The sequence below is a fragment of the Actinomycetospora chiangmaiensis DSM 45062 genome, from assembly GCF_000379625.1.
Lineage (GTDB): Bacteria > Actinomycetota > Actinomycetes > Mycobacteriales > Pseudonocardiaceae > Actinomycetospora > Actinomycetospora chiangmaiensis.
On the sequence record NZ_KB903245.1, the window covers coordinates 138,743 to 160,961 of the forward strand.

The 22,219-nt window shown below is 73.3% G+C and carries 26 protein-coding genes; 13 read left to right on the plus strand and 13 right to left on the minus strand.

What is annotated here, in order from left to right:
* Window positions 1-199 precede the first annotated feature (199 nt).
* Window positions 200-877: an ACT domain-containing protein gene (locus A3CO_RS0124730; protein ID WP_026204973.1), complete on the plus strand. Its 678-nt coding sequence runs from the start codon at window positions 200-202 to the stop codon at window positions 875-877.
* Between the two features lie 61 nt (window positions 878-938).
* Here A3CO_RS0124730 and A3CO_RS34225 read toward each other — a convergent pair whose 3' ends face one another.
* The 3 genes from A3CO_RS34225 to A3CO_RS0124745 all read right to left on the minus strand — a co-directional run bounded on the left by A3CO_RS34225 (window position 939) and on the right by A3CO_RS0124745 (window position 5,367).
* Window positions 939-1,754, minus strand: coding sequence for a 3-keto-5-aminohexanoate cleavage protein (locus A3CO_RS34225; RefSeq protein ID WP_018334946.1), 816 nt, complete (start codon window positions 1,752-1,754; stop codon window positions 939-941).
* A 222-nt stretch (window positions 1,755-1,976) separates the two neighbouring features.
* Window positions 1,977-4,205, minus strand: a complete 2,229-nt coding sequence (gene ligA, locus A3CO_RS0124740) for an NAD-dependent DNA ligase LigA (RefSeq protein ID WP_245561590.1) — start codon at window positions 4,203-4,205, stop codon at window positions 1,977-1,979.
* Between the two features lie 67 nt (window positions 4,206-4,272).
* Complete coding sequence (locus A3CO_RS0124745; protein ID WP_018334948.1) at window positions 4,273-5,367, minus strand: uroporphyrinogen decarboxylase/cobalamine-independent methonine synthase family protein; 1,095 nt, start codon at window positions 5,365-5,367, stop codon at window positions 4,273-4,275.
* Between the two features lie 97 nt (window positions 5,368-5,464).
* On the opposite strand from A3CO_RS0124745, the gene A3CO_RS0124750 reads away from it, so the two are divergent.
* Genes A3CO_RS0124750 through A3CO_RS0124775 form a run of 6 tightly spaced genes read left to right on the plus strand, consistent with a single transcriptional unit; the run spans window position 5,465 to window position 9,911 of the window.
* A complete protein-coding gene (locus A3CO_RS0124750; RefSeq protein WP_018334949.1) occupies window positions 5,465-6,283 on the plus strand; it encodes a TSUP family transporter in 819 nt (272 codons plus the stop codon).
* A 60-nt stretch (window positions 6,284-6,343) separates the two neighbouring features.
* Entirely contained in the window at window positions 6,344-7,201 is an 858-nt protein-coding gene (locus tag A3CO_RS0124755) for a hypothetical protein (RefSeq protein ID WP_026204974.1), read from the plus strand.
* Between the two features lie 10 nt (window positions 7,202-7,211).
* A complete protein-coding gene (locus A3CO_RS0124760; RefSeq protein WP_018334951.1) occupies window positions 7,212-7,472 on the plus strand; it encodes a FitA-like ribbon-helix-helix domain-containing protein in 261 nt (86 codons plus the stop codon).
* A complete protein-coding gene (locus A3CO_RS0124765) occupies window positions 7,469-7,882 on the plus strand; it encodes a PIN domain-containing protein (protein WP_018334952.1) in 414 nt (137 codons plus the stop codon). The genes A3CO_RS0124760 and A3CO_RS0124765 overlap by 4 nt, the downstream gene beginning before the upstream one ends.
* On the plus strand, window positions 7,879-8,517 hold the full coding sequence (locus tag A3CO_RS0124770; RefSeq protein WP_018334953.1) for a nucleoside/nucleotide kinase family protein: 639 nt from the start codon (window positions 7,879-7,881) through the stop codon (window positions 8,515-8,517). Before A3CO_RS0124765 ends, A3CO_RS0124770 begins: the two co-directional genes overlap by 4 nt.
* The gene (locus tag A3CO_RS0124775; RefSeq protein ID WP_018334954.1) at window positions 8,514-9,911 is read left to right on the plus strand and encodes an ATP-dependent 6-phosphofructokinase; all 1,398 of its coding nucleotides are present in this window, start codon (window positions 8,514-8,516) and stop codon (window positions 9,909-9,911) included. The genes A3CO_RS0124770 and A3CO_RS0124775 overlap by 4 nt, the downstream gene beginning before the upstream one ends.
* A 713-nt stretch (window positions 9,912-10,624) precedes the next feature.
* Here A3CO_RS0124775 and A3CO_RS40150 read toward each other — a convergent pair.
* Window positions 10,625-10,756 (minus strand): hypothetical protein, encoded by a 132-nt coding sequence (locus A3CO_RS40150; RefSeq protein WP_018334955.1) that lies wholly within the window; start codon window positions 10,754-10,756, stop codon window positions 10,625-10,627.
* A 61-nt stretch (window positions 10,757-10,817) separates the two neighbouring features.
* Here A3CO_RS40150 and rpmG point away from each other — a divergent pair, with 61 nt between their 5' ends.
* The 3 genes from rpmG to ykgO all read left to right on the plus strand — a co-directional run bounded on the left by rpmG (window position 10,818) and on the right by ykgO (window position 11,445).
* Entirely contained in the window at window positions 10,818-10,982 is a 165-nt protein-coding gene (gene rpmG / locus A3CO_RS0124785; protein WP_018334956.1) for a 50S ribosomal protein L33, read from the plus strand.
* Window positions 10,982-11,227 (plus strand): 30S ribosomal protein S18, encoded by a 246-nt coding sequence (rpsR, locus tag A3CO_RS0124790; RefSeq protein WP_018334957.1) that lies wholly within the window; start codon window positions 10,982-10,984, stop codon window positions 11,225-11,227. The genes rpmG and rpsR overlap by 1 nt, the downstream gene beginning before the upstream one ends.
* A 95-nt stretch (window positions 11,228-11,322) precedes the next feature.
* Window positions 11,323-11,445 (plus strand): type B 50S ribosomal protein L36, encoded by a 123-nt coding sequence (gene ykgO, locus A3CO_RS0124795; RefSeq protein ID WP_018334958.1) that lies wholly within the window; start codon window positions 11,323-11,325, stop codon window positions 11,443-11,445.
* Here the strand turns inward: ykgO and A3CO_RS0124800 are convergent.
* From A3CO_RS0124800 to A3CO_RS0124825, 6 genes are all read right to left on the minus strand, one after another.
* Complete coding sequence (locus A3CO_RS0124800) at window positions 11,436-11,645, minus strand: hypothetical protein (protein WP_018334959.1); 210 nt, start codon at window positions 11,643-11,645, stop codon at window positions 11,436-11,438. The two genes, ykgO and A3CO_RS0124800, sit on opposite strands and share 10 nt — an antisense overlap.
* Window positions 11,646-11,698: 53 nt before the next feature.
* Window positions 11,699-12,052 carry a PRC-barrel domain-containing protein gene (locus A3CO_RS0124805; protein ID WP_018334960.1) on the minus strand — a complete coding sequence of 118 codons (354 nt, stop codon included), beginning with the start codon at window positions 12,050-12,052 and terminating at the stop codon, window positions 11,699-11,701.
* Window positions 12,053-12,258: 206 nt separating this feature from the next.
* Window positions 12,259-13,317, minus strand: coding sequence for a tRNA 2-thiouridine(34) synthase MnmA (gene mnmA / locus A3CO_RS0124810; protein WP_026204976.1), 1,059 nt, complete (start codon window positions 13,315-13,317; stop codon window positions 12,259-12,261).
* Window positions 13,318-13,496: 179 nt separating this feature from the next.
* Entirely contained in the window at window positions 13,497-14,714 is a 1,218-nt protein-coding gene (locus A3CO_RS0124815; protein WP_018334962.1) for a cysteine desulfurase family protein, read from the minus strand.
* Window positions 14,715-14,838: 124 nt separating this feature from the next.
* The gene (locus tag A3CO_RS0124820; protein WP_018334963.1) at window positions 14,839-15,795 is read right to left on the minus strand and encodes an electron transfer flavoprotein subunit alpha/FixB family protein; all 957 of its coding nucleotides are present in this window, start codon (window positions 15,793-15,795) and stop codon (window positions 14,839-14,841) included.
* A gap of 33 nt (window positions 15,796-15,828) precedes the next feature.
* Complete coding sequence (locus tag A3CO_RS0124825; RefSeq protein ID WP_018334964.1) at window positions 15,829-16,611, minus strand: electron transfer flavoprotein subunit beta/FixA family protein; 783 nt, start codon at window positions 16,609-16,611, stop codon at window positions 15,829-15,831.
* Window positions 16,612-16,837: 226 nt separating this feature from the next.
* Here A3CO_RS0124825 and A3CO_RS36315 point away from each other — a divergent pair, with 226 nt between their 5' ends.
* Complete coding sequence (locus A3CO_RS36315) at window positions 16,838-16,990, plus strand: hypothetical protein (RefSeq protein WP_018334965.1); 153 nt, start codon at window positions 16,838-16,840, stop codon at window positions 16,988-16,990.
* Here A3CO_RS36315 and A3CO_RS0124835 read toward each other — a convergent pair whose 3' ends face one another.
* Together A3CO_RS0124835 and A3CO_RS35080 are read right to left on the minus strand one after the other, a co-directional pair.
* Window positions 16,991-18,178 carry a metal-dependent hydrolase family protein gene (locus A3CO_RS0124835; RefSeq protein ID WP_018334966.1) on the minus strand — a complete coding sequence of 396 codons (1,188 nt, stop codon included), beginning with the start codon at window positions 18,176-18,178 and terminating at the stop codon, window positions 16,991-16,993. It lies immediately after the preceding gene.
* A gap of 22 nt (window positions 18,179-18,200) precedes the next feature.
* Complete coding sequence (locus A3CO_RS35080) at window positions 18,201-19,379, minus strand: M20 metallopeptidase family protein (RefSeq protein ID WP_342663176.1); 1,179 nt, start codon at window positions 19,377-19,379, stop codon at window positions 18,201-18,203.
* Between the two features lie 102 nt (window positions 19,380-19,481).
* Between A3CO_RS35080 and A3CO_RS0124845 the strand changes: the two genes are divergently transcribed.
* Complete coding sequence (locus tag A3CO_RS0124845; protein WP_026204977.1) at window positions 19,482-20,114, plus strand: FMN-dependent NADH-azoreductase; 633 nt, start codon at window positions 19,482-19,484, stop codon at window positions 20,112-20,114.
* A gap of 57 nt (window positions 20,115-20,171) precedes the next feature.
* On the opposite strand, the gene A3CO_RS0124850 is transcribed toward A3CO_RS0124845, so the two are convergent.
* The gene (locus A3CO_RS0124850) at window positions 20,172-20,693 is read right to left on the minus strand and encodes a hypothetical protein (protein ID WP_018334968.1); all 522 of its coding nucleotides are present in this window, start codon (window positions 20,691-20,693) and stop codon (window positions 20,172-20,174) included.
* Between the two features lie 295 nt (window positions 20,694-20,988).
* On the opposite strand from A3CO_RS0124850, the gene A3CO_RS0124855 reads away from it, so the two are divergent.
* Window positions 20,989-22,218, plus strand: a complete 1,230-nt coding sequence (locus A3CO_RS0124855; RefSeq protein WP_026204978.1) for a helix-turn-helix transcriptional regulator — start codon at window positions 20,989-20,991, stop codon at window positions 22,216-22,218.
* The last annotated feature ends 1 nt before the right edge of the window (window position 22,219 follow it).

The following is a 22,219-nucleotide window of genomic DNA, read 5'->3' on the forward strand; positions in this document are numbered from 1 at the left end:
CCGGCCAGGTTTGCCGGGACCGCCGCCGGGCCACCTCCCGCCGGGCGGTGCACGACGACCCGTCCCGACCCCGCCCTCCTCGCCCGCGGGCCGCTCGACTGGCACACTCGCCGCGCCCGACGACGGGTCGCCGCGGGCTCATCGGTGGGGGGTGGGGCCCGGGCGTGCGGGAACGCTCGACGAGTTGGACGGAGGCGACGTGACCTACCTGCTGCGGGTGGTGCTCCCCGACCGGCCGGGCACCCTCGGCGCGGTGGCCTCGGCCCTCGGGGTGGAGGGCGCGGACATCCTCAGCGTCGACGTGGTCGAACGTCACCAGGGGCAGGCGGTGGACGACCTCGTCGTCGACCTGCCGTCGGCCCGGCCCCCCGACGTGCTGATCACCGCGGCGGAGTCGGTGCGCGACGTCGTCGTCGAATCCGTCCGCCCGTTCTTCGGTCCGCTCGACACCGCTCGCGAGCTCGAGCTCGTGGAGAGCGTCGCGGCCGCCCCCGAGAACGGGATCGAGCTGCTGGTCGACGCCGTGCCCCGCATCTTCCGGTCGGCCTGGGCCCTCGTGGTCGAGGCCTCGACCGGCGACGTGTGGAGCGACGGCGGCACCCGCGTCCGGCGGGTCGCATCCAGCTCGGCCGCGCCCGAGACCGAGGCCGAGACGCTGCCCTGGCTGCCCCTGATGAAGGCCACGGTGCTCGACCCGACGGCCGGCCACTCCGTGCCCTCGGCGTGGACCGACCTCGACACCGAGCTCGCGGCCGCCCCCCTGGGCCGGTCCGACCGGGCCCTCGTGGTGGGCCGTCCGGGCGGGCCGGGGTTCCGGCCCTCGGAGCTGGCGCGGCTCTCCCACCTGGCGGGCATCGTCGCGACGATGACGGGCTGAGCCGCCCGGAACCGGCGCACAATTGGCGCAGGTGGTCAGCGCCGGTGGTCGGCGCCGGTGGTCAGCGCCGGTGGTCGGGGCGGCCGCGCAGGGCGCCGAAGCCCCCGAAGTTCGCGCCCCACCCGGGTCGGCGTCGCTCGGCGAGCCGGGGGGTCACGGCCTGGCCGAGCGCGTAGCGCACGAGTTCCTCGTTGCCCGTGGCGAGCCACGTGCCGTCGGGACCCTTGAGGGTGTCCTCGAAGCCGATGCGGGTGTCGAGGTTGTTGCGGCGGGCGTAGTCGAGCACGGGCCACGCCCCGCCCTCCTCGCCGTGCAGCAGGATCGGGACCTGCATCGGGCCGAGCGCCTTGAGGATCCGCACCGCCTCGGCGACCGCGGTCTCCGGGTCGGTCACCGTCACCTCGGCGAGGACGCGCACCGTGCCGCGCGGGACGCCGGCCTGTTTGAGCTGGACCGCGTCCCCGGTGGTCCACACCCCGAGCTCGATGCCGATGCCGACCGAGTCGAGCGCCTCGCAGACGATCTCCCAGCCCCGCTCGTGCACGTTCACCGACGCGACATCCGGGCGGGCGTGCTGGGGCAGGTGCGACCACTGCTGCACCAGCTCGGTGCGCTTGAACGGGTTCGGCTCCACCCAGCGGGCGGTGGTGACACCGATCTCCATGGACGGCGCGGACTGCCGGATCGCCGACACCACGGCGCCGATGGGGCCGGGGTCGAGGCTCTCCTGGCCGTCCACGTCCCGCGGGTGCACGTGGAAGCTCGTGACGCCGAGCGCGGCGACGGCCCGGGCATCACGCGCCAGATGGCGCGGTGTCATGGGGACGGCGGGGTACACGTCGGCGGGCCGGGCGCCGTTGGGACAGCACTGCAGCACGTCGCGTCACCTCCCTGTCCACCGTCCTGGGGACGCCAGCCTCGCCCGGGTGCGTCCAGTCTTCAACCTCTCGGCCGTCGACGGCAACGTCTGCACGTGCGTCTGCACGCTTTTCCCGCAACGCCACCCGTCCGCCACAGCGGTCGTCACTCTGCGACGTCCAGTGTGCCTCGACGTTCCGGAGGGCGGCACGGACACGGGCGGGCATCGGGTGTGGCCCCGCTAACCCTCCTCGGCGGGCCCGCCGGCCGCGTCCGTCGTCGTGTCGGTCGTGGCGACGGGCTCAGTGGCCTCGGTGGCCTCGGCGGGCTCGGTGGTGTCGTCGCCGCCGGTGTCCCCGCCGCCCACCTGCGCCACCTCGCGGGCTGCGTCCGGACCCTGCTCGAGCAGCACCCGGAAGCCGGGCTCGTCGAGGATCGGCACCTTCGCCGCCACCGCCTTGTCGTACTTCGAGCCGGGCTCGTCGCCGACCACCACGAACGCCGTCTTCTTCGACACCGAGCCCGCCGCACGACCGCCGCGGGCGAGGATGGCCTCCTTCGCCTCGTCGCGCGAGAAGTCCGGCAGCGACCCGGTCACCACGATCGACAGGCCCTCGAGCGTGCGGGGCGTGGACTCGTCGACCGCCTCGACCAGGTCCACCCCGGCCGCGCGCCACTTCTCCACCACCTCGCGGTGCCAGTCCACCGCGAACCACTCGCGCACGGCGGCCGCGATCGTCGGCCCGACGCCGTCGACGTCGGCGAGCTCCTCCTCGGTCGCGGCGTCGATCGCGTCGATCGACCGGAAGTGCCGGGCGAGCGCCTGCGCCGCGGTGGGCCCGACGTGGCGGATGGAGAGGCCGACGAGCACCTTCCACAGCGGCCGGTGCTTCGCGGACTCGAGGTTCGCGAGCAGCTTGCGGCCGTTCGCCGACAGGTTCCCGGCCTTCGTGCGGAACAACGGGACCTGCTCGAGCTGCTCCTCGGTCAGGGCGAAGACGTCGCCCTCGTCGTGCAGCACCCCCGACTGCAGCAGCGCCGTCGCCGCCTCGTAGCCCAGCACCTCGATGTCGAAGGCCCCGCGTCCCGCGACGTGGAACAACCGCTCCCGCAGCTGCGCGGGGCACGACCGCGAGTTCGGGCAGCGCAGGTCCTTGTCGCCCTCCCGCATCTGGCGCAGCTCGGTGCTGCACTCCGGGCAGTGCGTGGGCATGACGAAGGCGTGCTCGCTGCCGTCCCGCGCCTCGACGACCGGGCCGAGCACCTCCGGGATGACGTCGCCCGCCTTGCGGATGATCACGCGGTCGCCGATCAGCACGCCCTTGCGCTCGACCTCCCCGGCGTTGTGCAGGGTCGCCATCGACACCGTAGAGCCCGCCACGAGCACCGGGTCCATCTCCGCGAACGGCGTGACCCGCCCGGTGCGGCCGACGTTCACGCTGATGTTCCGCAGCGTGGTGGTGGCCTGCTCCGGCGGGTACTTGTAGGCGATCGCCCAGCGGGGTGCCCGGGCCGTGGACCCCAGCCGCCGCTGCAGGGTGACGTCGTCGACCTTGACCACGACGCCGTCGATCTCGTGCTCGGCGTCGTGGCGGTGCTCGCCCCACCACCGGGTGTGCTCGATGACCGCGTCGACGCCGTGCAGCACCCGGGTGTGGGTGGAGACCGGCAGGCCCCAGGCGGCGAGGGCGTCGTAGGCCTGGGACTGCCGCTCCGGGGTGAAGCCCCGCCGCTTGCCCAGCCCGTGGCAGATCAGGCGCAGCGGGCGAGTGGCGGTGACCCGTGGGTCCTTCTGCCGGAGGCTGCCGGCCGCGGAGTTCCGCGGGTTGGCGAACGGCTGCTTGCCGGCCGCCACGAGCCCGGCGTTCAGCTCCTCGAAGTCCTCCACCCGGAAGAACACCTCACCGCGCACCTCGAGGAGCTCGGGCACCGGGAACTCGGCGGTGCCCGTGAGCTCGGTGGGCACGTCGGCCAGCGTGCGCATGTTCAGCGTGATGTCCTCGCCGGTGCGCCCGTCCCCCCGGGTCAGCGCGCGCGTGAGGTGGCCGTTCTCGTAGAGCAGGTTGCAGGCGAGGCCGTCGATCTTGAGCTCGCACAGGTACTGCAGTTCGTCCTTCGGGAAGTCCAGCTCGCGCTGCACGCGCAGCACCCACTCGCGCAGCTCCTCGGGCTCGAACGCGTTGTCGAGCGAGAGCATGCGCTCGAGGTGGTCCACCGCGACGAAGTCGGTGGAGAACCCTCCGCCGACCCGCTGGGTGGGGCTGGTGGGCGTGACGAGCGACGGGTACTGCTCCTCGAGCCGCTGCAGCTCCCCGAACAGCTCGTCGAACTCGCCGTCGGTGACGATCGGCGCGTCGAGCACGTAGTAGCGGAACTGGTGGTCGGCCACGAGCTCGGCCAGCTCCTTGTGCCGTGCCAGCACGTCGGGCGGCACGTCCGGGGAGGTCAAGGCAGGGGTCTCGCTGCTCACGGGGCCGAGGGTAGCCGCGGGGTCCGACAGTCACGCCCGTTCCGGACGCGGCTCCCCCGGACCGGTCTCACCAGGACGACGGCGGGTCCGCGAAGGCCTCGGCCAGCTCCACCGTCCGCGCCATCGCAGTGCGCGCCCACGCCGGGGTCGCACCCGCGAGCCCGCAGGTCGGGGTGACCACCGCCCGGTCGGCCAGGCGGGCCCGGTCGAACCCTAGCCGGTCGGCGAGGTCGAGCGCCGGGCGCGCGAGCGCCGCCAGCTCGGGTCCGGGTCCGGTGGCGACCGACGGCACCAGCCCGAGCCACAGCTCGCGGCCCGCGTCCCACTGCTCCCCCACCGCGTCGAGCACCGCGGTGTCGATGGTCGGGCTCCGCTGCGCTCCGTCCCCACCCGGGCGCCCCAGCGCCGACAGGTCCACGGCCAGCCCGTCCACCCCCGTGGCCCCGAGGAGGGCGAGCGGCGGCGTCGGGTGACAGCAGTGCGCCACCACGGCGACGGCCCCGGCCTCGCGGGCCGCGTCCACCACGACGGCGAGGCCCGCCCGCGCGTCCGCCCCGGAGACCGACCGCACCGTCCCGTAGCCGCTCGGCGTCGACAGCGACCCCGCGAGCACCGCGGGCAACGTCGGCTCGTCGATCTGCACCACGACGCCGGCCCCGGTCCGCCGGGCGAGCTCGGCGACGTGTCCGCGCAGCCCCTCGGCGAGGCTCTCCGTGAACTCCGCCACCGCGCCGCGGTCGGTGAGCACGCGGTTGCCGGAGCGCAGCTCCACGCCCGCGCACAGCGTCCACGGCCCGGCGACCTGGGTCTTCACCCGACGCGGCGCGGCGCCGGTCTCGCCGATCGTCGAGTCGAGCGCGTCGACGTCGCGGGCGAGCAGGTCGACCGCACGCCGGTGCTGCGCGCCGGGTCGCCCGGCGACGCGGTAACCGGACGGCCACACCTCCACCGCGAGGTCGACGAGCAGCGCCGCGGCGCGGCCGATCATGTCGGCCCCGACCCCGCGGTCGGGCAGCTCGGCGACGTGCGGGAAGCCCGGCAGTTCGCCGACCACCGTCCGCGCCGCCTCGTGGTGATCGACACCGGGCAGCGAACCGATCCCGGTGGCACGCTCCTCGGGGCGCAGGGGCTCGGACGGCTCGGGGTCCTCGGGCACCGGCACCGACCCGTCGTCGGGAAGACCGGGAAGATCGCTCACCCGGCCGGGAGACGCAGCGGAGCGGAGCTCGACCATGGGACCAGGTGTACCAGGGAGGACCGTGACCGACCGCAACGGACGGCTGCTGGGCATCGGCGCCGCGAGCGGCGTGGTGGGCGGGCTCCTCGGCGGGGGCAACGGGGTGCTCACGGTGCCGGCCCTCGACCACTACACGGCGCTCCCGCGGCCGGCCGTCCACGGCACCTCGACGCTCGCCGCGACGTGGGTGTGCGCGGCCGGCGCGCTGGTGTACTGGCTGGTCGGCGGCACCATCGACCTCCGCGCGGGCGGCGGGATGATCGTCGGCGGGATGATCGGCGGGTTCTACGGTGCGAAGCTGGTGGCCCGCGCGTCGGAGACCCTGCTGCGGGTGCTGCTGATCGTCATCCTCGTGCTCACGGCGACGAAGCTCTACCTCGACGCCGCGGGCCTGGACCCGGTGTCGGGCGGCGCGGCCGTCCCCGCGGACCTGCTCGCGGCGTGGTGGTTCGTGGTGCCGCTGTCGGTGGTGGTGGGCGTCGTGGTCGGGGCATGGGCGGGCGCGATGGGGCTCGGCGGCGGGCTGCTCGCGGTCCCGGCGCTGGTGCTGCTGTTCGGCGTGGACCTGCACACCGCGGCCGGCACGTCCCTGCTCGTCTTCCTGCCGAACTCGCTGGTCGGCGGCCTCTCGCACTGGCGGCAGGGGACGGCGGACCTGCGGATCGCGAACCTGGTCGGCCTCGCGGCGGCGCCCGGCGCGGTCGCGGGCGCCCTGCTCGCGCTCGCCCTCGGCAACGTGGTGCTCGGCGTCGTGTTCGGCACGTTCGCCGCCGTCATGGCGGTGCGGGAGATCGTGCACTTGCTGCGGCGGCGCCGGCGCCCCGTTCCGGACGACGGGTGAGCGTGCGCGTGGCGCGCTGCTGACGTCGGGTGTCAGCCGTGTGCCACCGCTGACACGGCCATGGCAGCACGTCCTGGCACCCTGGAGCACGCCATGCTCCATCTCGACGAACCCACCTGGCGCGCCCGGGCGCAGGCGCACGCCGACCGCGCCGACGCGCTGACGGCCGCGCACCGTTCACGGCGGGAACGCCACGAGTCGCACCCCGTCGAGGACTTCCTCTACACCTACTACCCCACGCGCCCGAACCGGCTGCGCGTCTGGCACCCGGGGCCCGGCGTCGTCCTGGAGCACTCCGACCGGGCGGGCTGGAAGCACTACTCCCCCGACGGCGGTTACGTCGACCCCACGACGGTCCGGCCCGCCACCGTGGCCTTCGTGCGCGGCCTGCTCGCCGCCACCGCGTCCCGCGCGCCGCACCTCGGCTGCTTCGGGCTGCACGAGTGGGCCATGGTCTACCGCGCGGACGACACCCGGCACCCGGTCCCGCTGCGGCTCGGCGCCGCCGGCACCGACGCGGTCGTGGAGCAGCACCGCATCCGGTGCACGCACGTCGACGCGTACCGCTTCTTCACCGCCGAGGCCGCCCCGCGCAACGTCGAGACCCCCACCCGCGAGCGGCAGGTCGAGCTGGAGCAGCCGGGCTGCCTGCACGCGACGATGGACCTCTACAAGTGGGCGACGAAGCTCGGCCCGCTCGTGCCCGGCGAGCTGCTGCTCGACTGCTTCGAGCTCGCCCGCGACGTCCGGACCCTCGACATGCGCGCCTCGCCCTACGACCTCGCCGACCACGGCTACGCGCCCGTCCGCATCGAGACGGCCGCCGGGAAGGCGACGTACGCGCAGGCCCAGCAGGGGTTCGCGGACCGCGGCGCGAACCTGCGCGAACGGCTCCTGGACGTCCTTCGCGATTGCTAGCATTGCTGGCATGGCCACCATCACCGTCCGGGACCTCGACGAGGAGGTGCGCTCCCGGTTGCGCGTCCGTGCGGCCGAGAACGGCCGGTCGATGGAGGCGGAGGTCCGGGCCATCCTGGAGGCGGCGGTCCGCCCGTCGCGCCCGGAACGACGGCGGGCGGGTCTGCAGAAGGCGCGCGCGCTGGCCGCGGAGGTCGGCGGCCTCGACGACGTCTTCGCGAACATCCCGCCGCGTGACGACTATCCGCGCGAAGATCCCTTCGACCGATGATCGTCGTCGACACGAACGTTCTCTCCGACCTCACGAAGCCGGACCGCGACGAGAGGCTCGAGAGCTGGTTCGCCACGGAGTCCGACCTCGTCGCCGTGTCCGCCGTGACCCTCGCGGAGATCGACATGGGCATCGCGATCATGCCGCCGGGAGCCCGTCGCGAGATGAAGGCGTTCGCCATGCGCGCGATCGTCGACGACAGTCTCGAGGGCAACGTCATCCCGTTCGACCGGGCGGCGGCCGAGCGATACGGGACCGTCGTCGCCGCGCGTCGGGCCGCCGGTCGGCCGATCGCGATCGCCGACGCGCAGATCGCCGCCATCTGCCGGGCGCGCGGAGCCACGCTGGCCACCCGCAACGTCCGGGACTTCGAGCACACCGGCATCACCGTGTTCGACCCGTCGTCGTGACCCTCGAGGACCTGGTCGCGCGAGCACGACGGCTGATGCGCGACGACCACCGGGCCCTGCTCGGCATCGCCGGCGCCCCCGGTGCGGGCAAGACGACGCTCGCGCTCGCCCTGGTCGAGGCGCTCGGCTCCGACGCCGTGCACGTCCCGATGGACGGCTTCCACCTCGCCGACGTCGAGCTCGAGCGGCTGGGCCGCCGCGACCGCAAGGGCGCGCCGGACACGTTCGACGCCGGCGGGTACGCCGCGCTGCTCGGCCGGCTGCGCGACCCGGCGTCGGGAACCGTGTACGCACCCGCCTTCGACCGGGAGATCGAGCAGCCCATCGCTGGATCGATCCCGGTACCCTCCTCGTGCCGCCTGGTCGTCAGCGAGGGGAACTACCTCCTGGTCGACGACCCGGCCTGGCGGGCCGTGCGCGCCCGCTTCGACGAGGTGTGGTTCCACGGGACCGACGAGGTCCTGCGGCGTTCCCGCCTGGTCGAGCGACACGTACGGTTCGGCAAGACCCGGGACGAGGCCGTCGCGTGGGTCGAGGCCGTCGACGAGCCGAACGCTCGCCTAATCGAGGCCACCCGTCCGCACGCCGACCTCGTGGTGGGCGTGGACGGGCCGATGCGAGCGGAGGACCAGTGACGGCGACAGCAGGGGACGACGCGGGGCTGGCCGACGACATCAAGGCCGACGACCTCGCCATCGAGACCCTGGGTCCCGCTCGCATCACCTCGCCGCTCTCCCCGCTGCTCGACGCCAGCCGCGGCACCACCGAGCACTACGTCGACTCCGGCGACCGGGTGCTGCTCGACGACACCGCGGCCGGCATCCGCGCGCGGGGCGTCCCGGTGGAGGACCTGCCCGGCCTGGAACCCTGCGGCCCCCGGCGCCAGATCTACTTCGACCCGTCCAAGACGCGGGCGGGCATCGTCACCTGCGGCGGGCTCTGCCCCGGCCTGAACGACGTCGTCGCGGGCCTGGTCCGCACGCTGACCTACCACTACGGCGTGCGCCGGGTGGTCGGTTTCCGCAACGGCTACCGGGGCTTCGTCTCCGCCTACGGGCACGACGTCGTCGAGCTGACGCCCGAGTCGGTGCGCGACTCGCCGGTCGACGGCGGCACCTTCCTCGGCACCTCGCGCGGCCCGCAGGACCCCGAGGAGATCGTCGACTGCCTCGAGCAGATGCACCTCAACGTGCTGTTCGTGATCGGCGGCGACGGGACGATGCGCGGCGCGATGGAGATCGCCCGGGTGATCCGCGAGCGCGGGCTGCGGATCGCCGTCGTCGGCATCCCGAAGACCATCGACAACGACATCCCGTTCATCGACCAGAGCTTCGGCTTCCAGACGGCGTTCGCCGAGGCCAGCGACGCGATCCGGTCCATGACGGTGGAGGCGAAGTCGACGCCGGGCGGGATCGGCCTGGTCAAGCTCATGGGCCGGCACTCCGGCTTCATCGCCTGCTACGCCTCGCTCGTCCGCTCCGACGCCGACGCCGTGCTGATCCCCGAGGTGCCCTTCGAACTGGAGGGCGCGACGGGGCTGCTCGAGCACCTGCGACGACGGGTGACCAACCGCGGGCACGCGGTGGTCGTCGTCGCGGAGGGCGCGGGACAGGACCTGCTCGACCCGATCGGGAGCACCGACGCGTCGGGCAACCAGAAGCTCGCCGACGTCGGGCCCTGGCTGAAGGAGCGCATCACCGACCACTTCACGACGGCGGGGACGGAGACCTCGGTGCGCTACGTCGACCCGAGCTACCTCATCCGCAGCGTCCCCGCGAACCCGTACGACAGCGTCTACACGGTCCGGCTCTCGCACGCCGCGGTGCACGCAGCGATGTCGGGGCGCACCGCGATGGTGGTCGGCCGCGTCCGGCGCCGGTTCGTGCACATCCCCATGAGCCTCGCCGTCAGCCGCCGCAACCAGGTCGACCCGCACGGCGACCTGTGGCTCGCCGTCCTGGAGTCGACGGGCCAGCCGTGGCGGTTCGGGGAGGACTCGACGGCGCCGACCGGGGCGCCGCACGCCTGATCGCGCGGCCCCTCGACGGCAACGAGCCCGGGACCTGCACCACGGCGGACGACCCGAGATCTCCGGGTACTGCGGCATTCGGCCGCTCGCTGGTCGTCGTGTGGGCGGTCCCGGGCTCGTCGCGCGGGATCATCGAGCACGGGTGTTGATCATCGATGCGTCTCGAGTGACCACCTCCTTCCCGTGAGGCCGACGAGGGCCGTCCGGGGCGGCGGAGGTGACCGGGCTCCGGAGTGGCTTCGTCGGCGGGTCCCCCGTCGCGTCACGTGCGGGAGGCGGGCGCGTGGCGTCCGGGACCGGGCGTCCCGCGCACGTCGCGGTGGTGGGGACCGTCGCGCCCGGGTGGCGGCGCGCGGTGGGAGCGCACGCGGTGCGGGCTCCGGCCCCTCCCAGGGAGCCTCGGTGAGGACGATGGCCACGAACTCGGCGTCGAACACCGCCTGGTCCACCGGGGCATCGCCCAGCGGGCGGGCCGGCTCCGCGGCGGGCCGGCCACGCCGACCGTCGGGGACCTCCGGCGCGGCGGGCTCGAGCACGTCGACCGTCATGCGAACACCTCCTCCGGACTGCTCGACCGGCTTCAGCGTCCTCGAGGACTTCCGATACCTACAACTCTAGGTAGAGGTTTTCGGGGTCGTCAACACCCTTTTCACGTCGTTCCCCGGTCGGCCAACACCCCGCACACCAGGTGCGGCGGCGCCGGGTGACGCCGCTCACCGCTTCCGCCCGTCGTTCGGGTCGACGGACCCCTCCGGCACGGTCGAGCTCCGTGTCGCCACCGCGTCTCCGGTGGCGAGCACGGCGTGGCGGTCGGCCCCGCAGACGATCACCAGCGCGTCGGGCATCGGGAATCCTCCTCGATCGGCGAGCGTTAATGATAATCGATACTAACAGCGAGGAGGAGCCATGGCTCGCAACGAGGTGCGACCGGTCGTCAAGATGCGGTCCACGGCAGGGACCGGGACGACCTACGTCACCCGCAAGAACCGTCGCAACGACCCCGACCGCCTGGTGCTGCGCAAGTACGACCCGCGCGTCCGACAGCACGTCGACTTCCGCGAGGAGCGCTGATGGCGGCCCGCGCGGCCCGCGTCGGCCGACCGCCGAGGAAGAAGGTCAACCCGCTGGTCGCGCGCGGGATCACCGAGATCGACCGGAAAGACACCGCGCTGCTGCGCACCAACGTGTCCGATCGCGGCAAGATCCGATCCCGCCGCGTCACCGGGCTGACCGGCCGGCATCAGCGCCGGGTCGCCACGGCGATCAAGACCGCCCGCGAGACGGCGCTGCTGCCCTTCACGTCCGCGGCGCGCTGAGCCGCCGCTGTCCAGTGACCGGGCGTCCGGCTCCGCCGGTACGCCCCCGCCGGCTACCTGCCCGGCGTCACGAAGTCGAGTTGGTGAGGAGTGCGATGAAGGTCCGTGCGTCGCTGAAGGCGTTGAAGCAGAAGCCGGGGTCGTCCGTGGTGCGCCGCCACGGGAAGGTCCTGGTGATCAACAAGCTGAACCCGAAGTGGAAGGCCCGTCAGGGCTGATCGGTGACCCGCAGCAGGAGGGCGAGGAAGGCGTCGGCCTGCAACCGCCCTCCGCAGCGGGGCTCCTCGCCCCGGCGCTCGTCGTCGGCCCGGAGCTCGTCGCCGACCCGCGCCAGCGCCCGGAGCAACGCCTCGGCGAGCTCCGGGGCGATGTCGCCGGTCAGCTCCAGATCCCCGTCCTCCCGACGGCGGGTCCGCACGCTCGCCAGCGCCTCCCGCAGCGTCGTGCGGTCCTCCCCGGCGACCTGATCGGTCAGCGCCGCGCCAGCCGCCGGCCCGTGCCCGGGGCGGCGGGGATGCCGTAGTGCTCGAAGATGGCCGGCTCGTCCGAGGCCGGCAGCTCGCCGTCGGTGTCGATCGACGGTGCGTCCTTCGCGAGGTCCTTGTCGACCGTGACCTTCACGTGGTCCGGGTGCACCCGCGCCCCGTGCAGGGGCACGAACACCAGGCGCTTGCCGGAGAACATCCCGGTCGTCACGGTGACGAACGTCGGCTCGTCGGTGGCGGTGTCGTAGTACACCGCCTCGAGGTCACCGATCTTCGACCCGCTCGGGTCGACGACCTTCTTGCCCAGCCAGTCGCGGATGTTCTCGGCCTCGAAGCCCATGGCCGCCGATCATAGGGTCATCCGTTCTTCCGACGCGCTCCTGAGCACGCCGATAGGGGGTCGGCGCAGCCGGGCGGGACCGTCTGCGGAGCCGAGATCTCGTCGAGCCGTGCGTCAGGATCTTCGGCAGAAGTCAGTGGCACCGGGACACCCTGAGGGCACCCCGTGCCACTGAAATCCGCGACCCAGCGACCCGGGGCCCGCCGTCAGGACGTTGCGGCGATGGTGGCCGAGCCGAGCACCCGGTCGTCGTCGTAGACCACGACCGCCTGCCCCGGCGCGACCCCACGAAGAGGGGACTGCAGGGTGACCGCGAGCCCCTCGTCGTGGACCTCCACCGACGCGCGGGCGAGCCCGCCGTGGGCGCGGACCTGCACGGTGACGTCGTCGTACCGCTGCGGCGCGCTGTGCCAGACCGGGGCGCCGGTGCTCAGCGACCACACGTCGAGCGCCTCCGCCGGCCCCACCCGGACCTGCCGCGACACCGGCTCGATGCCGAGGACGTAGCGCGGCCGACCGTCGGGGGCGGGCCGCGAGAGCCCGAGGCCGTGGCGCTGGCCGACGGTGAAGTTCTGCACGCCCCCGTGCTGCCCGAGGACGGCCCCGGACATCGCGTCGACGAGCTCCCCCGGCGCGTCCGGGACGTGCGAGGCGAGGAAGCCACGCGTGTCGCCGGACGGGATGAAGCAGATGTCGTGGCTGTCGGGCTTCTCCGCGACGACGAGGCCCCGGGCGGCGGCCTCGGCGCGCACCTCGGACTTGGGCGAGTCGCCGAGCGGGAACATCGCGTGCGCCAGCTGGTCGGCGGTGAGGACGCCGAGCACGTAGGACTGGTCCTTGTCCGGGTCGGCGGCCCGCCGCAGCTCGCCGTCGGTCAGCCGGGCGTAGTGGCCGGTCGCGACCGCGTCGAAGCCCAGCGCCAGCGCACGGTCCAGCACTGCGGAGAACTTGATCTTCTCGTTGCAGCGCAGGCACGGGTTCGGGGTGCGGCCGGCCGCGTACTCGTCGACGAACGGCTCGATGACGTCCTCGCGGAACCGCTCCGCCATGTCCCAGACGTAGAACGGGATGTCGAGGACGTCGGCGCACCGTCGCGCGTCGCGCGAGTCCTCGACCGAGCAGCAGCCCCGGGCGCCCTCGCGCATCGTCGCGGGCTTCGCCGACAGCGCGAGGTGCACCCCGACGACGTCGTGGCCGGCGTCCTTCGCCCGCGCGGCGGCGACGGCGGAGTCGACCCCGCCGCTCATGGCGGCGAGGACGCGCAGCGGAGCGGAGCCGGACCGGGTGGCCGAGCCGCGCAGCGGAGCGGAGCCGGACCGGGTGGCCGAGCCGCGCAGCGGAGCGGAGCCGGACCGGGTGGCCGAGCCGCGCAGCGGAGCGGAGCCGGACCGGGTGGCCGAGCCGCGCAGCGGAGCGGCGCCGGACCCGGGGTCCGAGCCGCGCATCAGGTCCCCACCCGCTCCCGGCCCCCGGCGCGGGCGAGCGCGCCACGGGCCCGCTCGACGACGGGTCCGATGGCGGCGACCGCCGCGTCGACGTCCGCCGTGGTCGAGGAGTGCCCGAGCGAGAAACGCAGCGAGCCCCGCGCGGCGGCCTCGTCGACCCCCATCGCGAGCAGCACGTGCGAGGGGCGGGCGACGCCGGCGGTGCAGGCAGAGCCGGTCGAGCACTCGATCTCGTGCGCGTCGAGCAGCATGAGCAGGCTGTCGCCCTCGCAGCCCGGGAACGAGAGGTGGGCGTTGCCGGCGAGCCGGGCGGGCCCGCCGTTGACCGCGGGCGCGTCGAGCGGCACCCCGTTCAACGTCGCGTCCGGCACGGCCTCGACGAGGCGCGCCACGAGGTCGTCGCGGAGGGCGGCGAGCTCGACGATGCGGCGCGGCACGGCGTCGACGGCCGCCCGCACGGCGGTCGCGAGGGCCACGGTGCCGGCGACGTCGAGCGTGCCCGAGCGGACGTCGCGCTCCTGGCCGCCGCCGTGCAGCAGCGGCACGCAGGTGGCGTCGCGGCGCAGCAGCAGCGCGCCGACCCCGACCGGACCGCCGAGCTTGTGGCCGGTCAGCGACAGCGCGTCGGCGCCGGAGGCCGCGAAGTCGACGGGCAGCGACCCGACGGCCTGCACGGCGTCGGTGTGCAGCGGGACGCCGAACTCGTGGGCGACCTGGGCAAGGCCGCGGACGTCGTTGACCGTCCCGACCTCGTTGTTCGCCCACATCACGCTGACCAGCGCGGTCTCGCCGCCGTGGGCGTCGAGTTCCGCGCGCAGCACCTCGGGGGTCACGCGGCCGAAGGCGTCCACGGGCAGCACGACCAGCGTCGCGCCCTCGTGGGNGGCGAGCCACTCCGCGGCGTCGAGCACGGCGTGGTGCTCGACCGCCGACACGACGACCCGGGTGCGGCGGGGGTCCTGCGCCCGTCGGGCCCAGTACAGGCCCTTGACGGCGAGGTTGTCACCCTCGGTGCCGCCGGTCGCGAGGACGACCTCGGTGGGCAGGGCGCCGACGGCGTCGGCGATCGTCTCGCGGGCCTCCTCGACGTCGCGGCGCGCGCGACGGCCGGCGGTGTGCAGCGAGGAGGGGTTGCCGACGCGGCCGAGCGCCTCGGTGTAGGCGGCGACGGCCACGGGCAGCATCGGCGTGGTGGCCGCGTGGTCGAGGTACGTCATCGTCCGTCGAGCGTAATCCCCTTCGTGGCGTGCGCACCCGCCGATGTACCGCCGGACACCCCAGGAACGGCAGAAGGGCACCCCCGGGAGTCCCGGAGATGCCCTTCTCGCACGTCGGAGCGGATCAGGCCCGCTTGCCGACCTCCTCGGTCAGCTGCGGCGCGACCGAGAACAGGTCGCCCACGATGCCGAAGTCGGCGATCTCGAAGATCGGGGCCTCGGGGTCCTTGTTGACCGCGACGATCGTCTTCGAGGTCTGCATGCCGGCGCGGTGCTGGATCGCGCCGGAGATGCCGAGCGCGATGTAGAGCTGCGGCGACACCGTCTTGCCGGTCTGCCCGACCTGGAACTGGTTCGGGTAGTAGCCGGAGTCGACGGCGGCACGCGAGGCACCGACGGCGGCGTGCAGCGAGTCCGCGAGGCCCTCGACGACGTTGAAGTTGTCGGCCGAGCCGACCCCACGGCCACCGGCGACGACGACCGACGCCTCGGTGAGCTCGGGGCGGTCGCCACCGACGATCGGGGCCCGGTTGGACACCTTCGCCGACTTCGCGGCGTCGGTCGCCGGGACCTCGACGGTCTCCTGCGTACCGGCGGCCGCGTTCTCCTCGACCTCGAGCGAGCCCGAGCGCCACGAGACGATCGCGGTGTCGGTGGTGGCCCGCGACTGCACGGTGAAGGCGCCACCGAAGATCGAGTGGGTGCCCGCGCGCTCCCCGTCGATGTCGACGAGGTCGTTCAGCCAGCCCGAGTTGGTGCGCACGGCCAGGCGGCCCGCGACCTCGCGGCCGTCGGCACCGGCCGGGATCAGCACGGCCGGCGGGGAGACCCGCTCGACCAGCGCGGCCAGCACGTCGACCTGCGGGGTCGACAGGTAGTTGACCGTGTCGTCCGACTCGGCGACGTAGATCTTCTCGGCGCCGTGTGCGGCCAGGCCCTCGGCGAGCTTCGTGGCCGTACCGGGGGTCCCGACGACGACTGCGGAGGGCTCACCGATGCGGCGGGCCGCGGTCAGCATCTCGTAGGTGTTCTTCTTGATCTCGCCGTCGACGTGGTCGACGAGGACGAGTACCTCAGCCATGTCTCTTCTCCTCTATCGCTCGTGGACGGCAGCTCAGATGAGCTTCTGGCCGACGAGGAACTCGGCGATCTTGGCGCCGCCGTCACCCTCGTCCTCGACCTTCTGGCCACCCGACTTCGGCGGCCGCGGGGCGAAGGAGTCGACCTGCACGAGCGAGCCGGCGAGCCCGACCTCGGAGGCGTCGAGCCCCAGGTCGGCGATCCCGAGGGTCGTCACCGGCTTCTTCTTGGCCGCCATGATCCCCTTGAAGGAGGGGTAGCGCGGCTCGTTGATCTTCTCGCCGACCGAGACGACGGCGGGCAGCGAGGCCTCGAGGTCGCTGGTGCCCTCGTCGGTCTCGCGCTTGGCCTTCGCCGTGCCGTTCTCGACGGTCAGCTCGTTGGCGTGGGTGAGTGACGGCCAGCCGAGCAGCTCGCCGAGCATGCCCGCCATGGCGCCGCTGCGGCCGTCGGTGGCCTCGTTGCCGGCCAGCACCAGGTCGACGTCGCCGACGGTGCCGATCGCCTTCGCGAGGACCTTCGCCGTGGCGATCGCGTCCGAGCCGTGGATCGCGTCGTCGTTGACGTGCACGGCCTTGTCCGCGCCCATCGAGAGGGCCTTGCGGATGGCGTCGGTGGCGCGGTCGGGGCCCGCGGTGAGGATGGTGACCTCGGCGCCGCCGGCCTCCTTGATCTTGAGCGCCTCCTCGACGGCGCGCTCGTTGATCTCGTCCAGCACCGCGTCCGACGACGCGCGGTCGAGGGTCTTGTCGCCGTCGGAGAGCTTGCGCTCCGACCAGGTGTCGGGCACCTGCTTGATCAGAACCACGATGTTCATGGTCGTTCGTGACCTCCTGTGCTCACGTGCCGGCGGTTCCCGCGGGCCTCATGGCTACCGGCGGGTAACAACGCCACTGATCCGACTGTCCCACGTCCTGGTCGTCGGAGCGACGTGGCGTACCCCTCTCATGTTACTCGCGAGTAGGTAGTAGGGAGCTACTGATGGGTAACTTGTGCCTCGTATGCTGAGTCGGACACAACGGATTCCCGGTAGGAGATCGCCCGTGCCCGGTCTGTTCCAGAAGGTCCAGGACTTCCTCAAGAGCCCGCAGGGACGCAAGTACACCGACCAGGCGAAGCGCTACGCCTCGGACCCGAAGAACCGGCAGAAGGCGCAGGACCTGTTCAAGCGCTTCGGCGGCGGCAGGAAGCACTGATCAGGTGACGGCCACCGCCCGGCCGTCGCGGAACACCGCACGCAAGCGGGCGGACAGGTCGTCGAGCCCGCCCTCGCCGGTCACGGCGCCGTCGACGACGCAGAGGTCGGCGGCCAGTCCCGGCGCCACGCGGCCGGTCTCGTCGCCCAGCCCGAGCAGGCGCGCGCCCGCCGAGGTCGACGCGGCCACCACCGCCTCCGGCGTCATCCCGCAGGCCGCCATGAGCGGGAGCTCCTCGAGGTTGCGGCCGTGCGGTCCGACGCCCGAGTCGGTGCCCATGGCGATGCGTACCCCCGCCGCCGCGGCCCGCGTGATCGAGTCGACGTGCACGTCGACGACGGCGGCCGCCTTCGCGACGACCTCGGGCGGCAGCTGCGCTCCCCGCTCCGCCGCCTCGAGCACGGCCCGGGGCGCGACGAGCGTCGGCACGAGCACGGTGTCGTGCTCCAGCATCAGCGCGATCGCCTCGGCGTCGAGGAAGATGCCGTGCTCGATCGACCGCACCCCTGCCCGCACGGCGTTCTTCACCCCGAGCGCGCCCTGCGCGTGCGACATCACCTCGCGCCCCTGCGCGGCGGCCTCGGCCACGACCACCGCGATCTCCTCCGGGGAGAACTGCGTGTGCTCCGGGTCGTCGCCGGGCGAGAGGACCCCGCCCGTCGAGCAGATCTTCACGACGTCGGCGCCGGCGCGCAGCACCTCCCGCACCGTCCGCCGCACGCCGTCCACGCCGTCGCACACCCCGTCCGGTCTACCCGGGTGCGGCAGCGAGAGCGGGACGCAGTGCCCGGAGGGCAGCCAGCCGTCGGAGTGGCCCCCGGTCTGGCCCAGGATCGAGATCGCGATGCGCATCCGCGGGCCGTCGACGAGCCCGTCCTCGACGGCCCGGCGCACCCCGGCGTCGGCGCCGCCCGCGTCGCGCACGGTGGTGACGCCCGCCCGGAGGGTCGCGGTCAGGTTCCGGGCCGCGGCGAAGAACTGGTAGCTGAACGGCGTCGCCAACCGGGCCATCAGGTCGACCCCGGAGCTCGTGACGTGGACGTGGGCGTCGACGAAGCCCGGCGTGATCGTCGCGCCCGAGCAGTCGAGCGCCTCGTCGCCGTCGAGACCCGACCCGACGTCGAGAACGCGTCCGTCGGCGACGACCACGTCGGCCGGAGCGGCGGGTGCACCGGTGCCGTCGAGCACCGTCCGCCGCGCAGCAGCAGCCTCACGGCGCGACCTCCGCGCGGACGGGCCCGCGGGCGAGAGCGCGACGGGCGAGCTCGGCGTGGAGCAGCACGCCGTCGGTCATGATCGACTCGTCGAAGACGGCCCGCGGACTGTGGTTGCCGGGGCTGCCCTCCGGGTCGCCCACCGAGGCGCCGAGGAAGCAGAACGCGCCGGGCACGGCGTCGAGGACACGGGAGAAGTCCTCGGCGCCGGTCGAGGGATGGGCCAGGAGGCGGGTGCGCCGGTCGCCGAGCACCTCCGCGGCGACGTCGAGGGCGAAGGCCGCCTCGTCGACGTCGGTGACCGTCGCCGGGTACCCGGCGTCGTAGCGCACCTCGGCCTCGCAGCCGTGGGCGCGGGCCACGTCCCGGCAGAGCAGCGGGACGAGCTCGACCATCCGGTCCCGGGCCGCCGTCGAGAAGGTGCGGACGGTCGCGTCGAAGGACGCGGTGTCGGGGACGACGTTGCGCTTCGTCCCGCCCTCGATGCGCCCGACGGTGAGGACGACCGGGTCGAAGACGTCGAAGCGGCGGGTGACGAGCGCGTGCAGCCCGGACACGATCTCCGCGAGGGCCGAGATCGGGTCGCGCGTGCGGTGCGGGGAGGAGCCGTGGCCGCCGGAGCCGCGCACGGTCACGCTGACCGCGTCGCTCGCGGCCATCAGTGTGCCCGGCCGCGTGTTGACCGTCGCGTGCTCGAAGCCCGCCGCCATGACGTGGAGGCCGTAGGCGGCGTCGACCCGACGGCCGGCCGCGTCGAGCACGCCCTCGTCGAGCATGTACGACGCGCCGTCCCAGCCCTCCTCCCCCGGCTGGAACATGAACACGACGTCCCCGGCCAGCGTGTCGCGGTGCGCGGAGAGCACCCGGGCGGCGCCCACGAGCATCGCGGTGTGCAGGTCGTGGCCGCACGCGTGCATCGCGCCGGGCACCTCGCTGCTGAACGACTCGCCGGACTGCTCGTCCACCGGCAGGGCGTCCATGTCCCCGCGGAGCAGGACCGCCCGCTCACGGGTGGTCCCGCGCAGGACGGCGGTCACGCTCGTCGTGGTCGTGCCCGTCGTGATCTCGAGGGGCAGCCCGCGCAGCTCCTCCAGGACCGTCTCCTGGGTGCGGGGCAGCTGCAGGCCGAGCTCCGGGGGTGCGGTGCAGTCGCCGCCGGAGCTCCGCGAGGTCACCGCCGAGGGCCGCCACGTCGTCGCGCATGGGTGCGGAAGCTACGCATCGGCCCGGCCGTCGGCATCCGGGCGTCCCCGCCCGGTGAGGGGGTAACCGACGCCGTGCGACTCCTCGACGTCCGGTCCTCCCCCCGCGGTCCCGAGTCCTCGTCGAGGGCGGTGGCCGACGCGCTGGTCGCCGCGGCCCACGAGGCGTGCCCGACGCTCGAGGTCGACACGCTCGACGTCTGGGCGACGGACCTGCCGGACTTCGACGCGTCGACGATCGGCACGAAGTACAAACTGGTGTCCGGTGACGAGCTGTCCGCCGAGGAGGACCACGCCTGGGCCGTCATCCGCAATCTGGTCGACCGGTTCCGGGCCGCCGACCGCATCGTCGTCGGCGCCCCGATGTGGAACTGGTCGATCCCCTACCGGCTCAAGCACCTCATCGACCTGGTCAGCCAGCGTGGCGAACTGTTCGAGTTCGACGGTCAGGAGTACTCCCCCGCCCTGTCCGTCCCGCGCGGGGCAGTGCTCGCCGTGCGCGGTCATTCCCGCGACGGGACGACGATGCCGATCCCGGGTCCGCCGACCGACTTCCACGTCGACTTCGTGCGGTTCTGGCTGCAGATCATCGGCGTGCGGGAGGTCGACGTGCTGCGGGTCGAGCACACGTGGGACGCGCGAGCGGCGGAGACGCTCGCCCGCGGCGTCGAGCAGGCCCAGGAGCTGGGCAAGCGCCTGGTCTCCTGAGCCCCGGCTGTCAGCCGTGGCGCCCTGCTGACGCTCATCGTCAGCAGGGCGCCACGTTCAGGTCCGCCGGCCCAGCTGCCGGTGGATCATGACGACTTCGATCGTGTTGCGGACGCCCGGCCGACGCTCCACGACGATCGTGTCGACGAAGCAGACGGCCGCCAGGTCGTGACGGCGGGCCGCGATGTCGTCGACGGTGAGGCCGACCGGCAGCCAGACCCGTACCACCGTGGCCCCGGGGAACGCGGCGCTGCCCAGGACGGACGGCGTGAGCCGACGGCGACGGCTGCAGATGCCGAGTTCGAGGAAGGCCGCCTGGAGTCGGCGGGTGTCACGAATACGTCGGAACTGCCCCCACACCATCTCCCGCACCTCCGCCGAGCACAGGCCGAGCGCGAGAATCGCGACGACCACCAGGCGCCAGAGCGAGTCCGACGCGATCCAGGTCGAGACCCCGAGTGCGGTGGCGACCACCGTCAGCTCGAGGAGGGCACCGTGGCGGGCGATGACGAGCCAGGGTGCGCGCGGTCGGCGTGGGACCGGGAACTCCCGCCAGTCGCCTGGATCCGGGCGCTTCACGGCGCGCCTCGCGGAACCGCGTCGGAGAAAACGTCGATCCTGTGCGACATGCCTGCCCCCCGAGGCTCGTTCGGCGATGTCAGCTCATGGTGAACACTGCCACCTACTATTGTCACCTACGTATTGGCCTACCTTCCAGGTCCGGGACAAGACCGTGACCTGAACAGCGCAAACGGCCGGCACGTCCGGGTCGACGCACGTGACACGGCCGGGTCATTCAGCTCTGTGCAGCATCTGCCGACACCACTAGGGTGCGACAGATGTCCGGAGCCACCTACCTGCAGTAGGGGACGGAATGACACGCGGCGGTTCCGAGGTACCCGAGGAGTTCGGCCGCGCCCTGCGCCGGCTCCGACAAGCCGCGCGCATGACCCAGCAGGCCCTCGCGGACGCGTTGTCGGTACAGCGCGCGACCATCTCGCAGTGGGAGACGGGGAGTCACCTGCCATCTCAGCGCAACATCGACGAGCTCGACCGACTGCTCGACTCCGACGGCGAGCTGGCCGGGATCGCTGGTGCCGAGCATGCACCGGCGAGCCCGTCGACGGTCTCGGTCTACGAAGTGTTCCGACGAATCGGTCGCATTCTCGTGGACGAACTGGCCCGAAACGAGAACGGCGATCCCGTGGGGTGGCGGCGGGACTTCGGGCGGCGACCCGCGAGCCCGTTGAGTACCGCGACCGGGATCCGCCTGCTCACTCTGCTCGAGACGCCCTTCGTCGATCTTGCAGCACTCGGTCGCTCGCTGGCGAGAATGGAGGATCCTGGCGGGGGCTGGGGTGCGCGTGGGTTCCGGCACCGGCCGGAGGTCACGGCGCTCGTCATGGATGCGCTCGCTCGTATCGGGGGCCCGGTTGACCTCAAGCGCCTTCTTCCCGTCCTCACCGATCAGGTCGACCGCCGCGCCCTCGGTCAGGTCCACGTACTTACCGAGGTCCTGCGCAGCGTCGCGCCCCTACGGGTCGACGCTGGTCTCACCGTGGAGGTCGTGCGGGCCCTGCTCGACGTGAGGGTGGGTCCGGGCCAGTGGCCGGAGAAGCAGACGGGCCGGGCCGGGATCCGGCCGCAGCCCTCGATGGCTCACACCGCTCGTGCCGTGATCGCACTCGACACTTACCGCGAGTGCGGCGGAAAGGTCGAGAACGGCGAGATCGGCGCAGCGCTCGACGCCGCCACCGAGTGGCTGGCCGCCCAGGAAGACCGCCTCTACCTGGTCCGAGAGAACCTCGAGCCCTCGCCCGACGACCCTGAGTACGGCGACCTGGAGATTCGACATTTCACCGGTGCACTCGTCTCACAGGCACTGCTGCGGTGTCGCCCGGACGCTTGGACGGGTATCGAACGCGCGGTGGCCACCACCTGGCGGCACTACGTGCCCGACGCCGGTCTCTGGGCCTGGCCCAACGGCGACACACCCATCTGGATGCAGCACGAGGCCGTGCTCGCCGTCACCCACCATCTGCAACGCCGGCACCACGCTCCCCGCTCGGATCCGGCCCGTTCCCCCGACTCCGAGGTGCAATGAC

What these genes read in the sequence shown, in the direction of transcription:
- A3CO_RS0124755 (WP_026204974.1), top strand. Translation starts at nt 6,344, where the DNA reads ATGGCAGCACGTCCTGGCACCCTGGAGCACGCCATGCTCCATCTCGAC.
- A3CO_RS0124820 (WP_018334963.1), bottom strand. Translation starts at nt 15,795, where the DNA reads ATGGCTGAGGTACTCGTCCTCGTCGACCACGTCGACGGCGAGATCAAG.
- A3CO_RS0124760 (WP_018334951.1), top strand. Translation starts at nt 7,212, where the DNA reads ATGGCCACCATCACCGTCCGGGACCTCGACGAGGAGGTGCGCTCCCGG.
- rpmG (WP_018334956.1), top strand. Translation starts at nt 10,818, where the DNA reads ATGGCTCGCAACGAGGTGCGACCGGTCGTCAAGATGCGGTCCACGGCA.
- A3CO_RS0124805 (WP_018334960.1), bottom strand. Translation starts at nt 12,052, where the DNA reads ATGGGCTTCGAGGCCGAGAACATCCGCGACTGGCTGGGCAAGAAGGTC.
- A3CO_RS0124855 (WP_026204978.1), top strand. Translation starts at nt 20,989, where the DNA reads ATGACACGCGGCGGTTCCGAGGTACCCGAGGAGTTCGGCCGCGCCCTG.
- A3CO_RS40150 (WP_018334955.1), bottom strand. Translation starts at nt 10,756, where the DNA reads ATGCCCGACGCGCTGGTGATCGTCTGCGGGGCCGACCGCCACGCCGTG.
- A3CO_RS0124765 (WP_018334952.1), top strand. Translation starts at nt 7,469, where the DNA reads ATGATCGTCGTCGACACGAACGTTCTCTCCGACCTCACGAAGCCGGAC.
- rpsR (WP_018334957.1), top strand. Translation starts at nt 10,982, where the DNA reads ATGGCGGCCCGCGCGGCCCGCGTCGGCCGACCGCCGAGGAAGAAGGTC.
- A3CO_RS0124825 (WP_018334964.1), bottom strand. Translation starts at nt 16,611, where the DNA reads ATGAACATCGTGGTTCTGATCAAGCAGGTGCCCGACACCTGGTCGGAG.
- ykgO (WP_018334958.1), top strand. Translation starts at nt 11,323, where the DNA reads ATGAAGGTCCGTGCGTCGCTGAAGGCGTTGAAGCAGAAGCCGGGGTCG.